Annotated in this window: 16 protein-coding genes and 1 pseudogene; 2 read left to right on the forward strand and 15 right to left on the reverse strand. The window is 47.2% G+C overall.

Going from position 1 to position 13,724, the window contains the following annotated elements:
- Positions 1-65: 65 nt before the first annotated feature.
- The 10 genes and pseudogenes from ccsB to M1D67_RS12915 form a co-directional block, all read right to left on the reverse strand.
- Positions 66-1,242 (reverse strand): annotated as a pseudogene (gene ccsB, locus M1D67_RS12870) (c-type cytochrome biogenesis protein CcsB).
- Positions 1,243-1,254: 12 nt separating this feature from the next.
- Positions 1,255-2,895 (reverse strand): cytochrome c biogenesis protein ResB, encoded by a 1,641-nt coding sequence (gene resB, locus M1D67_RS12875; protein WP_023857483.1) that lies wholly within the window; start codon positions 2,893-2,895, stop codon positions 1,255-1,257.
- The gene (resA, locus tag M1D67_RS12880; protein WP_023857484.1) at positions 2,895-3,431 is read right to left on the reverse strand and encodes a thiol-disulfide oxidoreductase ResA; all 537 of its coding nucleotides are present in this window, start codon (positions 3,429-3,431) and stop codon (positions 2,895-2,897) included. The genes resB and resA overlap by 1 nt, the downstream gene beginning before the upstream one ends.
- A gap of 84 nt (positions 3,432-3,515) precedes the next feature.
- Complete coding sequence (gene rluB, locus M1D67_RS12885) at positions 3,516-4,250, reverse strand: 23S rRNA pseudouridine(2605) synthase RluB (RefSeq protein WP_020452003.1); 735 nt, start codon at positions 4,248-4,250, stop codon at positions 3,516-3,518.
- A 159-nt stretch (positions 4,251-4,409) separates the two neighbouring features.
- Complete coding sequence (locus M1D67_RS12890) at positions 4,410-4,946, reverse strand: spore maturation protein (RefSeq protein ID WP_023857485.1); 537 nt, start codon at positions 4,944-4,946, stop codon at positions 4,410-4,412.
- Between the two features lie 4 nt (positions 4,947-4,950).
- Positions 4,951-5,538, reverse strand: a complete 588-nt coding sequence (locus tag M1D67_RS12895) for a nucleoside recognition domain-containing protein (protein WP_458117449.1) — start codon at positions 5,536-5,538, stop codon at positions 4,951-4,953.
- A complete protein-coding gene (locus M1D67_RS12900) occupies positions 5,526-6,680 on the reverse strand; it encodes a D-alanyl-D-alanine carboxypeptidase family protein (protein ID WP_023857486.1) in 1,155 nt (384 codons plus the stop codon). Before M1D67_RS12900 ends, M1D67_RS12895 begins: the two co-directional genes overlap by 13 nt.
- A gap of 153 nt (positions 6,681-6,833) precedes the next feature.
- Positions 6,834-7,325 carry a YpuI family protein gene (locus M1D67_RS12905; protein WP_023857487.1) on the reverse strand — a complete coding sequence of 164 codons (492 nt, stop codon included), beginning with the start codon at positions 7,323-7,325 and terminating at the stop codon, positions 6,834-6,836.
- A 114-nt stretch (positions 7,326-7,439) separates the two neighbouring features.
- Positions 7,440-8,033: an SMC-Scp complex subunit ScpB gene (gene scpB, locus M1D67_RS12910; protein ID WP_023857488.1), complete on the reverse strand. Its 594-nt coding sequence runs from the start codon at positions 8,031-8,033 to the stop codon at positions 7,440-7,442.
- A complete protein-coding gene (locus tag M1D67_RS12915; RefSeq protein ID WP_023857489.1) occupies positions 8,023-8,778 on the reverse strand; it encodes a segregation/condensation protein A in 756 nt (251 codons plus the stop codon). Before M1D67_RS12915 ends, scpB begins: the two co-directional genes overlap by 11 nt.
- Positions 8,779-8,960: 182 nt before the next feature.
- Here M1D67_RS12915 and M1D67_RS12920 point away from each other — a divergent pair, with 182 nt between their 5' ends.
- Together M1D67_RS12920 and M1D67_RS12925 are read left to right on the forward strand one after the other, a co-directional pair.
- Positions 8,961-9,056 carry a YjcZ family sporulation protein gene (locus M1D67_RS12920; protein ID WP_003183108.1) on the forward strand — a complete coding sequence of 32 codons (96 nt, stop codon included), beginning with the start codon at positions 8,961-8,963 and terminating at the stop codon, positions 9,054-9,056.
- A gap of 119 nt (positions 9,057-9,175) precedes the next feature.
- On the forward strand, positions 9,176-9,697 hold the full coding sequence (locus tag M1D67_RS12925) for a DUF309 domain-containing protein (protein ID WP_035338489.1): 522 nt from the start codon (positions 9,176-9,178) through the stop codon (positions 9,695-9,697).
- Between the two features lie 10 nt (positions 9,698-9,707).
- Here M1D67_RS12925 and M1D67_RS12930 read toward each other — a convergent pair whose 3' ends face one another.
- From M1D67_RS12930 to ribD, 5 genes are all read right to left on the reverse strand, one after another.
- On the reverse strand, positions 9,708-10,082 hold the full coding sequence (locus M1D67_RS12930; protein WP_020452011.1) for a GNAT family N-acetyltransferase: 375 nt from the start codon (positions 10,080-10,082) through the stop codon (positions 9,708-9,710).
- 101 nt (positions 10,083-10,183) lie between these two features.
- Positions 10,184-10,648, reverse strand: a complete 465-nt coding sequence (gene ribH, locus M1D67_RS12935; RefSeq protein ID WP_043054366.1) for a 6,7-dimethyl-8-ribityllumazine synthase — start codon at positions 10,646-10,648, stop codon at positions 10,184-10,186.
- Positions 10,649-10,682: 34 nt separating this feature from the next.
- Positions 10,683-11,879 carry a bifunctional 3,4-dihydroxy-2-butanone-4-phosphate synthase/GTP cyclohydrolase II gene (locus M1D67_RS12940; protein ID WP_020452012.1) on the reverse strand — a complete coding sequence of 399 codons (1,197 nt, stop codon included), beginning with the start codon at positions 11,877-11,879 and terminating at the stop codon, positions 10,683-10,685.
- Positions 11,880-11,900: 21 nt separating this feature from the next.
- Complete coding sequence (gene ribE, locus M1D67_RS12945; RefSeq protein ID WP_023857491.1) at positions 11,901-12,548, reverse strand: riboflavin synthase; 648 nt, start codon at positions 12,546-12,548, stop codon at positions 11,901-11,903.
- An 11-nt stretch (positions 12,549-12,559) separates the two neighbouring features.
- Positions 12,560-13,648, reverse strand: a complete 1,089-nt coding sequence (gene ribD, locus M1D67_RS12950; protein ID WP_035338486.1) for a bifunctional diaminohydroxyphosphoribosylaminopyrimidine deaminase/5-amino-6-(5-phosphoribosylamino)uracil reductase RibD — start codon at positions 13,646-13,648, stop codon at positions 12,560-12,562.
- Positions 13,649-13,724: the final 76 nt, after the last annotated feature.

Here is a 13,724-nt window from a genome sequence, read left to right on the forward strand (position 1 = left end):
CCAATTTAAAACGATAAGCTGCGGAAGGCCCGGCGAAAAGCCCGGACCTTCCTGCACCGCACGGATCATGCATAAGAGTGAAGTCCAGCGATGACAAGGTTTACAAAAATAAGATTAAACATAATAATGGCAAAACCGATAACGGCAAGCCACGCCGATTTTTCGCCGTGCCAGCCTCTTGAAAGCCTGAGATGCAGATAAGCTGCATAAAACAAAAATGTAATCAGCGCCCAGACTTCTTTCGGATCCCAGCCCCAGAATCTGCTCCATGCCAGCTGTGCCCATATCATCGCGAAAATAAGCGCGCCAAGCGTAAAAACCGGAAAGCCGATCGAAACGGATCGATAGCCGATTTCATCGACAAGGTCAAGGTTCACATTTTTCACGAGCGGCTGAAGAAGCTGACTGATGCGTTTTCTGATGATCAGCCTGATGACACCGTAAAGCAATGCGCCGGTTCCAAACGACCAGAGAACCGTATTCAGCTTCCGTCCTGAAAAAATAGGCGGCACATTGACAAGCGGCTCCATTCTCTCCTCTGTTAAAAGTTCGCCTTTGTTCGGCCCGATCAGAGCGGGAAGCTCGTAAATCATGACGTCTTCCTGGTTGTCTTTATCAATCCACTTGAACTGCGCTTCATAGCCCCCAATGCGGAATGAGGTCGTGACAAGGATAAACGCGAGCGTTGTCACAAGCATAAACATGACAAATTCGAGCCAGAACGTTTTTTTTGCCAGGCTGTGACTGATCCACATGCTTGAGTAGAAAGATCACGCCGGCGACAAAGCTGATGGCGAGAATCGCCTGTCCGAGAGCTGCAGTCGTAACATGAATATAAAGCCAGTTGCTTTGAAGCGACGGAATCAGCGGTGTGATATCGGTCGGAAACATGCTGGCATATGCGATTAACAGCAGGACAACGGGCAGTGTAAACAGCCCCAAAGCAGACAGCTTGTAAATAAAGTAGATGATGATGAACGCCAGAACGAGCATCATGCTGAAAGCAGTTGTAAATTCGAAAAGATTGCTGACCGGTGCGTGTCCGGAAACGATCCATCTCGCAATAAAATATCCAAACTGGCATACAAATCCGATGATCGTGATCAACACTGCGATCGACGCCCAGCGGTTCTTCTTCTTCCGGTCTGAAGCCTTGCTCCTGATGGAGCCGCCAAAAAAGAAGACCGCTGAGAGATACAAGAGAAATGCCGCGTACAATAAATTGCCGCTTAACTCTGCCATGAAAACCCCTCCCTATGCTGGCCGTTTATTTTTTTCCTTTGACAGTTCTTTTTGATCGGCCGGTTCGGATATCCCCGTATCCTCAAGTACGGCCTTCAAGTCCTGTTTCAGCCCGTACCAGTTTTTATTCGTATGTCCGGCGACGAGCACATGCCCGTCCAGCGTTCTGAGCCAGATCCTTCTGTGGTGCCAGTACATCCCCTGGATGACGCCGATCATAAAGATGGCGCCGCCGACCATGAGCACCCACAAAGTCAAATCTTTTCTAATGGTGAGGCCTGAGAGATTTTTCGTTTCGACGTGGTCAAACTTCATTTTGTATTTATTGTCGTCAGAACCTTCGATTGTTTCCTGAATCGCAACGAAACTCTTTTCTCCTTTAGGCTTATCCGGGGCGGTGATCTGGAATACAAAAGCCGGATTGTTCGGATTCCTCGTTTTCGTGCTCGGCTCCCCGTCTTTGTTAAAATAAAAGTCCGGCAGGTAGCTTGCAATATGAACTTTGTAACCGTTGCCAAGATCATATTCCGGCTTCGGCTCCAAGAGGTTGATTGCCACTTTGCCGAAAGATTTCCCGCTGTCTTTTTCAATCAGCTGAAAGACCATTTTGTCGAGCTCGCCTTCCTTGTAAGTCAGCTGATAGAGTGCATATGAACCGAATTTCAGCGGGTCATTGACCCTGATCTTGCCGCTTTTCACTTTCTTCAATTCAGGCGCTTCACCCGGGAGGCTGTCATTTTTTCTTTCATATAGTTCAACATCGGTTTGATATGTTTTTGCGACAGTACCGTCACCTGCTTTAGTAATCGCCTCTGAAAATACTTCTTTTTCTTTTTCACTGTCGTACATTTCTTTTGTAAACCGGTTGTTTTTCAAGTAGTAATGGCCGTCAGTTCCCGGGATGGGCACGGTCTCCCCTTCCCTGATCCAAAGGGTTTCGTCGACATACATGCCCGGAACAAATCTGAGCATGACACCGATGAGGAATATGATTAGCCCGATATGGTTCACATATGGGCCCCATCTTGAAAAACGGCCTTTTTCCGCAAACAGGTTTCCGTTTTCTTCTTTGACTCGGTATCGTTTTTTCTTCAGTTTACCGACGATTTGTGATCTGGTGTCTTCAGACATGTCCGCTTCCGTCCGGCTGAAAAGGCGCTGCCTCTCCATAAAGTTCGGATTTCTCGTGACGCCCTGATTTTTCAGCGCCCTGTACAAAGGAACGACCCTGTCAAGGCTGCAGATCACAAGCGATATGCCGATTGAAGCAACCAGAACAATAAACCACCATGAACCGTAAAGATTGTGGAAACCGAGAGTATAATAGATTTGTCCGAGAAGCCCGTATTGTTCGCTGTAGTATGTATCAGCCTGCGCACCCGGCGGCAGGAACATTTCCTGCGGGAAAATCGTTCCAAAAGCAGATGCTGTCAGCGTAATGACGATCAGCCAGACGCCGACCTTTACAGACGAAAAGAAATTCCATATTTTATCTACGATTGTTTTGTTATATGTTTGAGAGCGTCTCGCACTTCCGTCATACCGCATGTCAAGGAGTTTGGCATCCTGTTTGACGAGCGGCTTTCCGCACGATTCACACAAAACGGTGCCCGTCGGATTCACATGGCCGCATTCGCATTTGATTTCTTTCATCATGACGATCCCTCTGGTTTGATCATATTCATATAATCATGGATCATTCGTTCTGTCATCGTGCCAGACACGACTTTGACAATCTCTCCGTCAGGATTGATCAAAAACGTGGTCGGCAGCGGTGTGACATCGTATGCGTTCAGAACCTGCCTGTCTTTATCAAGCACAACCGGAAAATTGACGCCGTAGTCTTTCATAAAGTTTCGGACGGCAAGGTTTGATTCGCCGACATTGACGGCGACGATTTCAACCCCTTGATCCTTAAACACTTTATATTGATTCGCCATGTAAGGAAATTCTCTTTTGCATGGTTCGCACCATGTTCCCCAAAAGTTTAAAAATACCCCTTTGCCTTTTAGATCGTCCAGTTTGAGACGGTTGCCGTCAACATCCTCCAGCGAAAAATTGGGAGCTTTTTCCCCCACCGCCACACTCTCCGTCTTTTGAAACACGGCGCTGTACAGCGTGTAGCCAAGCGCTGCAAGCAGCACAAGGAGGATGCCTGTCCGAATGTAAAAACGCTTTTTTTTCATAATCCGCCCCCTCATTTAGACATTCAGTATCATTATATCATCTCATGACTGCCTGCCATTTGCCTTTTTTGAAGGTTGTGTGAAAATTTAGAAAGCCGCTTTACCGTGTTCAGCCAATGCCCTGAGCCTTTTCACTTCATGAGGCGTGAGCTCTCTTTTTTCCCCGGTTTTCAAGCCCGCCAGATTCAAAAAAGCGTACTCTTCCCTTTTCAGCTTGAGCACTTCGTGTCCGATGGCTTCAAACATTCTCCTGACCTGACGGTTTCGCCCTTCATGGATTGTGATTTGGACGATGCTGGTCTGCTTTTTCTTATCGAGTGACAAAAGCTTCACTTTTGCCGGAGCTGTCTTTCCTTCCTCAAGGCGTACGCCCCGCTCAAGTTTTTTTAAATTCTCCTTTAAAGGAATGCCTTTCAGCTTTGCCACATACGTTTTATTAATTTCGTATTTCGGGTGCATCAATTTATTGGCGAAGTCCCCGTCATTCGTTAACAATAAGAGGCCGCTTGTATCATAATCAAGCCTTCCGATCGGATAAATCCGCTCCTCCACCTCTGTGAAAAAGTCGGTCACAACTTTCCGGCCTTTATCGTCTTTAACCGCTGATATAACCCCTCTCGGTTTATACAGGAGAAAATAAACGGGTTCTTCGCTTTCAAGCTGGACGCCGTTTACCTCGATCCGGTCTGAGCTTGATACTTTAACGCCGAGCTCTCTGACGGTTTTGCCGTTGACCGTGACTTTCCCTTCTTTTATAAGTTCCTCCGCCTTTCGCCTTGATGCAATACCGGCGTGGGCGATTACTTTTTGAAGTCGTTCCATATCTTTCACCTCATGTATTATCTTACTTTTTTCCAGACCAACAAACAAGTTTGCGGGCGCCTTCTTCCTTAGGAAAGAAGCACTCCGCCCTTAAATGTATCCTTTCTCACGTCAAAAGTAAAACAGTTTTGGCTAAAAAAGCAAAAAAGCGCCTGTTGATCAGGCGCTTCCAAACAGCAATGTTACAATAATCACAGACGCGATAATCCCCGCTAAATCAGCAAGCAGTCCCACTTTTAAAGCATCCCCCATTTTCTTGATTCCGACCGCGCCGAAATAGACAGTCAAAACATACAGCGTCGTGTCTGTCGATCCCTGCATGACAGAGGCCAGCCGGCCGATGAACGAATCGGGTCCGTAAACTGCGATTAAATCGGTGGTCATGCCGAGCGCCGCCGTTCCCGAAATCGGCCGGATCAGAGCCAGCGGAACCACTTCCGTCGGAATTCCCACGGCGGAAAATACAGGCTTTAAAAGATTCATAAAAAAATCGAGCGCCCCTGAAGCACGGAAAACGGTGATCGCTACAAGCATACCGACCAAATAAGGGATAATGGAAAACGCAATTTGGATTCCTTCCTTCCCTCCCTCAACAAACGCTTCATAAGTCGGGACTTTTTTGAATGTGCCATACAGCAGAATCGTGGCGATGATAAACGGGATAAGGGCCAGAGAAAGCCAATTGATGAATTCCAAATGCTCACCCCTTCCTTTTTCTTCTATAATAAAAGTATCGGTCGATGAAGATCGCAAAGATTCCCGATATTAAAGTCGCCAAAATGGTCGGCCCGACGATGTCTGTCGGCGCCTTTGCATCATATGTCATCCTGACCGCGATGACGGTCGTCGGAATCAGGGTAATGCTTGACGTATTGACCGCCAGAAAGGTGATCATTGAGCGGCTCGCTTCCCTGCGGTTCCGGTTGAGCGCCTTCATCTGTTCCATTGCTTTAATGCCGAGCGGTGTCGCCGCATTGCCCAATCCGAAAAAGTTGGCCATTAAATTGGATAAAATATACCCCATCGCCGGATGATCCGGAGGGATCTCGGGAAACAGCTTTGAAATGAACGGCCGGCACAACCTGCTGAATTTTTCGAGAAGCCCGGATTGTTCGGCGATTTTCATCAGCCCCAGCCAAAAAACAAGGACGCTCATCAGGCCGATCGAAATCGTGACAGCTTCCTTCGAACCTTTAAATACGGCCTCATTGACTTCCTGAACCGTTCCGTTGAAAAGCGCAAACACCAGACCGATCACCGTTAAGCCGACCCAGATTATATTGACCATGATGAACCGCCTGCCGCTTTTTGGAATACGGATTGAAAGGTCTCGAAAAACGATTTTTTCGGCTTTTTGTTGCGTTCGTTTTCATAATAGATCGGTACACTTGCAATCGTTTTTCCGTTGAACATGACGTTCATTTCCCCGATGATGTCCGGGATTTCTTTTTTGTTTTTACGCCACGATTTTTTCGGTTTAAGAAGCTCGATGTCAACCTTCACGTCTTCTTTTTCATCTTCGTTTAACAAATATGTGACATCCCGTTTAATAAAAGCTTTATTCCCGTAAAAAGAGTCTTTTAATTTCGGAACCTCGCCTTTTTTGGCGATGATATATGTTTTGTAGTGGCCGTATACATAGTTGAACATGTTCATATGATCATTCCAGTCGTCAGGGGCATTGATGGTGACGGCGATCAAATCGGTTCCGTCTTTCGATGAAGTGGAGACCAGCGTGCGCTTCGCCAGCTTGGTATATCCCGTCTTCCCGCCTGTACTGTATTCGTAAAGCCCTGTTAAAAGCTTGTTTTTATTTCTCCAGATGCCTTGCATCGTTTCTGCCTTATAGCGCTTCGTTCCGGCGATTTTTTGGTACGTTTCGTTTGTCATCGCATATTTCGTCAAAAGCGCCATATCATAGGCCGAGGAATAGTGGTCAGGGTGATCATCGAGTCCGTGCGGATTGCGGAACAGGGTGTTTTCCATGCCGAGGTCGGCCGCTTTTTGATTCATCATGTAGACAAACCCTTCCAGGCTTCCGCCCACATGCTCAGCAATCGCAACAGCTGCGTCATTTCCCGATCTCAGCATCAAACCGTAAACAAGGTCCTTCAGCTTCACCTTTTGCCCGCTTGTCAAATAGATTGATGATCCCTCCGTTTTGACCGCCCTGTCGCTGACCGTGACTGTCTCATCCAATTTGCCCGATTCCACGGCCAAAATGGCTGTCATAATCTTCGTAATGCTTGCAATGCGCCGTTTTTCATGCTCATCCTTCGCAAACAATACCCGTCCGGATTGCCCGTCCATGACAATCGCGCTTCTTGCGCTGACATGAAGGGAAGGCTGTGCTTCAGCGATTTGGTATGAAGAGCATAAAAGAGAGCATATGATGATGGCTGCTGCAGCCTGTTTTAGAAAAAAGCGCATTTTTTCTCACGTCCTTGTGGTTGTTTGTACAAGTTTATGCGCTTGTCTTTCCGTTATGAACACCAATTGGATGATTCCCCGAGAAAAATCTCAAGCAACATTAAAACTCCCCCTTTCATGAAAGGGGGAGTTCCGGCACACGGTTCATTTAAGCTATGATCTCGGCTGAACCATCTTCATCCGATAGTCAGTCGCATAGTATTCCAATTCTTCTCTCATCGATTGATATTCTGTTTCAAGCGAAGCCATCAAATTTTTTAATGAGGCCGGCGCTGGTTCGTGAAAGCAAATGGCGTTTTTTCCCGTGTAGGCCGCTCTGCTGTCTTCGTACCAAGTATCTTTTTTCGGTGTAAAAAATTCTTCTATGCATCGATGATAGATCTGATAGAGCGTCCTTTCGGCGGCAGCGTCCTGAAAAGGAACCTGCTTCAGCCTGATTCGGCAAGCCAGAAGCCCTTCTTCACAGTAAACCGCCAGTTTTCTCAAGTTACTGAGGACATCGCGATAATAATCTCTGCTCCCGGGCTCTTCGGCTTCAAGGGATGAGAGCGTCGTTTCGTTTAAATAATCGCTCAGCGTCTGAACGGTCTGTGCTAAAAATTCGCCTGCCTGCTCGGTTTGGGCTCTTGCCATAGATTTTCCCATTGGTGTCGGCACCCTCTCCTCATCGCTTTGTTACAATCGTATTCTTTCATGCATGAAATTAAACATAAAAAATACGATAATATATATTATCATACTTCGGTCCTTAAGGTGAGTCTATTTTAAATCTTCGAACGTCTGGTTAAAGTTCTCAAAGAACAGATCGGCTTCTTCCTGAACCCCGTCTTCTTCTACATTTTCGGGCAGCGGCGGAAGCTCTTCAAGCGTTTTTAAGCCGAATTGTTCAAGAAATGTTTCGGTTGTACCGTACAAGATTGCCCTGCCCGGTCCGTCCGCCCGGCCTACTTCGCACAACAGCGCTTTTGCGACAAGGCTCTGGAGAATCCGTTCAGATTTGACCCCTCTGATCTCCTCGACTTCCGCTCTCGTAATCGGCTGCTTATATGAAACGATGGCCAAAACTTCGAGGGCAGCCTGAGAAAGCCCTTTTGAAGGGGCTTCAATCAGCTTTTTCAAATAGACGGCGAATTCTTTTTTGGTCGAAAGCATGTACGTATCCGCGTACTCGACAAGCTCGATGCCCCTGTCTTCTTTTTCATAGGTTTCTTTGACATCAAGCATAATATCCTGAAGCTCGGCTTCATCGATCTCCAAAACGGATAATAGCTGTTTTTTTGTCAGGCCCTCGTCGCCGGCGGCATACAAAAGCGCTTCGACAATGGCTTTCCAATTCACGATATCAAGCGTCATGAATCGCTTCACTCCCTGTTATGTAAATGTCTGAAAAGTTGTGTTCCTGCTCAATGATGATCAGCTGGTTTTTCATCAGCTCCAAAATCGCCAAAAACGTCACAACGAGATGCTCTTTCTGTTCGTATGGGAACAGTTCCATAAAATGCATCCTTTGACGGGACGATTTCAAACAATCGACGATTTGCGTCATTCGTTCTTCTATCGGTATTTCCTGTCTTGAAATTCTAGTTTCAGACGGCCGGCTGATTTTTTTGCGGTTTAACACCTTTTGAAACGCCCCGAGCATGTCGTAAACGGTGACGGACAGCTTTTGCTCGCTGAGTTTGATTTCCTTGGCATAGTCGCTTAAATCGCTCGGCGGCTTCGCGAATGCTTTTTGCCGCTCTTCCTCGCGCTCCTTCAAATTTTGCGCGGCACTTTTGTATTTTCTGTACTCTATTAATTTTTCAATCAATTCTTCTCTCGGGTCCTCTTCCTCCTCGAGAAACTCTTCGTCAAACAACTCCTCTTCCTGCTTTGGAAGGAGCATTCGGCTTTTAATGCTGAGAAGGGTCGCAGCCATCACCAAATATTCACTGGCCACGTCGAGCTCAAGTTCGCGCATCGTATGCACATATAATAAATACTGCTCGGTTATCTTCGCAACAGGTATGTCATAAATGTCTATTTCAAGGCGGTTGATTAAGTGCAGCAGCAGATCCAGCGGCCCTTCAAACGCCTCGATTTTCACCTGATATTCCATGTTCATTTCTCACCATTTTCAAAATCGCTTCTAAGCCGGCTAAAACTGGCTACCCTTTAGTATAAATTACGCGTCTGCATGAAGTCCAATATAATTTAAGAAGCTTTGGCATTCGCCTATACGATTTGAGCGTATGCTGCATAGAATACTGTGTAAAATCTTAAACCTGAGGAGGGAACAACATGGGAGGTAAAGGCTTCGGCTACGGCGGAGGATTTGCTTTGATTGTCGTTCTGTTTATTTTGTTGATTATTGTAGGAGCGGCATGGATCTATTAACATAAAAATGAGAAGCGTCCGTTACCCGGGCGCTTTTTTCATAGCCTGGATATATCTCCGTTTTTCCTCCGTTCCGTTCTTATGATACACTTTAACGGAAACTTAAAGGAGGATGTCAGATGTATCCCCAAGCTTATATCGATTACCTGGCCGAATTCCACGGGTCAAGGGATTATTTTGAATGCCACGAAATTTTAGAAGACCATTGGAAAAAGGACAATCCCGGCGAGCGGAAATCATACTGGGTTGGATTGATTCAGCTGGCAGTCGCACTCTATCATCAGCGGAGAAACAATTTTGCCGGTGCAGAGAGATTAATGGCGAACAGCATCCGCATCCTGGTGTCCGAAAAAGACGCAGTCGAATCGCTCGGATTAGATTACAGCCGCTTCATCAAGCTGTTAAGGAAGACTTACCAAAAAATCAAAGCCCATTCTCCTTATGAAAGCATCATGCTTCCGATCACAGATGAATCTTTGATCAAAGCATGCCGGAAACAATGTGAAAAAAAGTCGTATGAGTGGGGAGCAAACGATCCACCGGACGCCTTCATCATTGATAAACACCTGCTGAGAGACCGGACTGAAGTGGTTGCCGAGAGGGAAAAACAAATCGAACGGCGAAAAAAGAGCAGAGGCTAGAAGCCTCTGCTCATTGGTTATATGTGATGTCTTCATTTTCGTGATCCTGACAGCGCTCAAAGAATCCTTTAGTTAATTCATTCGGAACCAGCGGTTTAGGTGCAAACATTTGCGAAATGGCCGACACCATTTTTTTGCCGATTCCTTGATGACGGTGAGACGGGTTTACACTGATATGCTTGATCTCGACTTCTTCTTCTCTTTTCTCTACTCCTACACAGCCGACAATATCCTCGCCTTCTTTCCATAGGAACAGCTGCCTTTCAGTGTCCGTTTCATAGTCTTTAATTGTCTGCTGAAGCTGCTTGACGTCCTTCTCATTCGGCATAAACGAAAGGAGCCCCATCGCAATCTTTTCGAATGACTTTTTATAACGAATTAACATAAATACCCCTCAATATATCAAAATGTGGATCTAACGAAGGCTAGTCGCTTCACATCACATTATAAACATTTTTATAACCTTTTTAAACTCTTTTTCGGTAATTATTGAAGCGACCGGGTCAGGTTCGCCATTTCAATCGCTGCCGCGGCAGCTTCTGCACCTTTATTTCCGGCTTTTGTTCCGGCGCGTTCTACCGCCTGCTCGATCGTGTCTGTCGTCAATACGCCGAAGATCACCGGAACGCCTGTTGACATGCTGCCCGCCGCAATCCCCTTTGCCGCTTCATTGCAGACATAGTCATAGTGGCTTGTCGCTCCTCTGATGACCGTGCCCAGTGTAATCACGGCGTCGTATTTTTTCGTTTCAGCCATTTTTTTGGCGATCAGCGGAATCTCGAATGCGCCGGGAACCCAGGCGACATCAATATCATCAGCTTTGACCCCATGTCTCAACAGCGTATCTTCTGCACCGCTTAGAAGTTTGCTTGTAATAAAATCGTTGAACCTTGACACAACGATCCCAATTTTCAAATCTGTTCCAATTACATGACCTTCTATTTTATTCATATGAATCCCGTCCTTTTTTGTGATTGATTTTAGTTTAAAAATGAAGCATATGCCCCAATTTTGATTTTTTCGTTTTTAAGTACTTTTCATTGTCTTTTTTTGTCTCCATCTGCAGCGGCACCCTGTCTGCGATCGTCAGTCCGTAGCCTTCGAGACCGGCAATCTTTCGCGGATTGTTCGTCAGCAGCTTCATTTGTTTCACGCCGAGGTCTCTTAAAATTTGGGCGCCGATCCCGTAGTTGCGAAGATCTGGGAGAAAACCGAGCTTTTCATTAGCCTGCACGGTGTCATATCCTTCTTCCTGCAGTTTATAAGCTTTCAGTTTATTGATTAAGCCGATTCCTCTTCCTTCCTGTCTCAAATAAAGGAGCACGCCCCGGCCCGCTTGTTCGATTTGCGCGAGTGCGGCAGCAAGCTGCGGGCCGCAGTCGCAGCGGTAAGAGCCGAAAACATCGCCCGTCAGGCATTCTGAGTGTACGCGGACAAGGACAGGCTCGTCTCCGAAAGGTATATCGCCTTTGACGAGTGCTATATGTTCCTTGTCATCGATTTCGTTTGTATAGCCGTAAACCTTGAATGTGCCGAATTCGGAAGGCAGCGTAATCTTCACTTCTCGGTTGATCAGCGTTCCCTTGCTGTAGCGGTATTCGATCAAATCTTTAATCGTAATCATTTTCAAGTCGTGCTGGTCGGCTATTTTTTTGAGTTCAGGCACCCTTGCCATCGTGCCGTCTTCATTCATGATTTCGCAGATGACGCCGGCCGGCGCGGAACCGCACGCCTCCGCAAGGTCAACGGCCGCCTCCGTATGTCCGGCTCTTTTTAAAACGCCGCCTGTTTTCGCAATCAAGGGGAAAATGTGCCCCGGTCTTTTAAAATCGCCCGGAAGCGCGTGATCATCAATCAGCGACATGACGGTCAACGACCGCTCTTGAGCGCTGATCCCCGTCTTTGTATCGCGGTGATCCACACTGACCGTAAATGCCGTGTGATGAGAATCGGTATTTTCGTCCACCATCGGATGGAGGTCGAGCCGTGAAGCGATCTCTTCATTAAGCGGCGCGCAGATCAAACCCCTTCCGTGCGAAGCCATAAAGTTGATCACTTCAGGTGTTGCGTATTCTGCCAGCGCAACGAAATCGCCTTCGTTTTCCCTGTCCTCGTCATCGACCACGATGATGACTTTTCCTTGCTTCAAATCGCGTATCGCTTCTTCAATTGTGTGAAACATAGGCGCGCGGCCTCCTTTCATTTAAAACCCGTTTTCTTTAAAAAACGATTCAGTCAATGGCTTTGCCTGTTTGTCTTGTTTTGCTTGGTGGAGAAACCGGTAAATGTATTTGCCGATCATATCGCACTCGATGTTGACGATGCTTCCGGGCTTTTTTTCCGAAAAAATCGTTTCATCCAATGTGTGCGGGATAAGCGAGACTGTTACTTGATCTTCCGTCAGTCCAAAAATGGTGAGGCTGACGCCGTCTACGGCGATCGAACCTTTTAACACAAGCATTTTGGCCAGTGAAGGGTCAAGTTTTAAATCATAGTATACGGCGTTAGCCGCTTTTTCTATGCGCACGATAGACGCGGTGCCGTCGACATGCCCCGACACCATATGCCCGCCGAAGCGGCCGTTTGCCGCCATCGCCCGTTCAAGATTGACGCGGCTTCCTTTTTTTAATGTGCCGAGTGATGTTGCTTTCAGGGTTTCAAGCATGACATCCGCCGTGAAACTGCCGGAACCGAACTCATTTACGGTCAGGCAGACTCCGTTGACAGCAATGCTGTCGCCAAGCTTCACATCCTCGGTCACTTTGTTGGATTGGATGACTAAAGACATGGCGCTTCCCGCCTTTTTCATGTCCAAAATCATTCCGACTTCTTCAATGATGCCTGTAAACATATGCCACCGCCTTATTCTTTTATCGGTTTTGCCGCCAGCTTTATATCCTGGCCGATTTTGGTAATGGTTGTGAAATGCAGTAAGGGGACATCTTTCATCGATTGAAAGCCTTCACCGGAGAGGATGCTGGGAGATTGCAGCCCTCCGATTAATTTAGGGGCAAGATAGAAGATCATTTGCTGATAGAGTCCTTCTTTGACGAAGCTTGCGTGAACCGTCGCACCACCTTCGACAAAGACTGAAGCGATACCTCGGTCTGCAAGGTGCAGAAGCACGTCGCGCACCGGAAGTTCATCCGCATCCAGCACGGTTACCTGTACACCTTCTTTTTCCAGGTTCCGAACCTTTTCGGGATCTGCCTTGGACGTCGTGTAAATCCAGGTTGCCGCTGCTTTATCCTGAATGACTTTTGACTGAAGCGGGATTGACAGCGTCGTATCGAGAACGACACGCACCGGCTGATTCACTGCACCGGGGAGACGGCATGTCAAACTCGGGTCGTCTGCTTTTATTGTGCCCGATCCCACTAAAATACTCTGGTGGTTTTTTCGGTATTGGTGAGCGTCCATCCGCGCTTCTTCAGAAGTAATCCATTTGCTGTCGCCTGTTGCGGTAGCGGTTTTGCCGTCAAGGCTGGCAGCTGATTTTAATGTCACATACGGAAGGCCTGTCCGCATAAAATGCATGAACTTTTCGTTCAGCTCTTCCGCCTGTTCTTTGAGAACGCCTGTTTCGACCTCGATCCCGGCACTTCTCAGCATCCCGATTCCTCTTCCGGAAACGAGCGGATTCGGATCTTCGGCCGCCACGACTACCCGCTTCAAACCGGAACGGATAATCAGTTCCGCGCAAGGAGGCGTTTTGCCGTAATGGCTGCACGGTTCAAGCGTCACATAAATGACGGCTCCTTCCGCATGGCGGCCTGCCATTTGAATGGCGTGCACTTCTGCATGCGCTTCGCCGTATTTTAAATGAGCCCCCATTCCGACCACTTCACCGTCTTTGACGACAACGGCTCCGACAAGCGGATTGGCTCCTGTCTGACCTTCACCCTGCTTCGCAAGCTCCAATGCAAGATTCATATAATGCGCATCTGTCATGAATTTCCCTCCCTTCTTCCAAAAAAATAACCCCGGATGTCGATCCGGGGGGTTGTTTTTGTGCATGAGAAATAAA

The sequence above is a fragment of the Bacillus sp. PK6-025 genome (genome assembly GCF_056530265.1).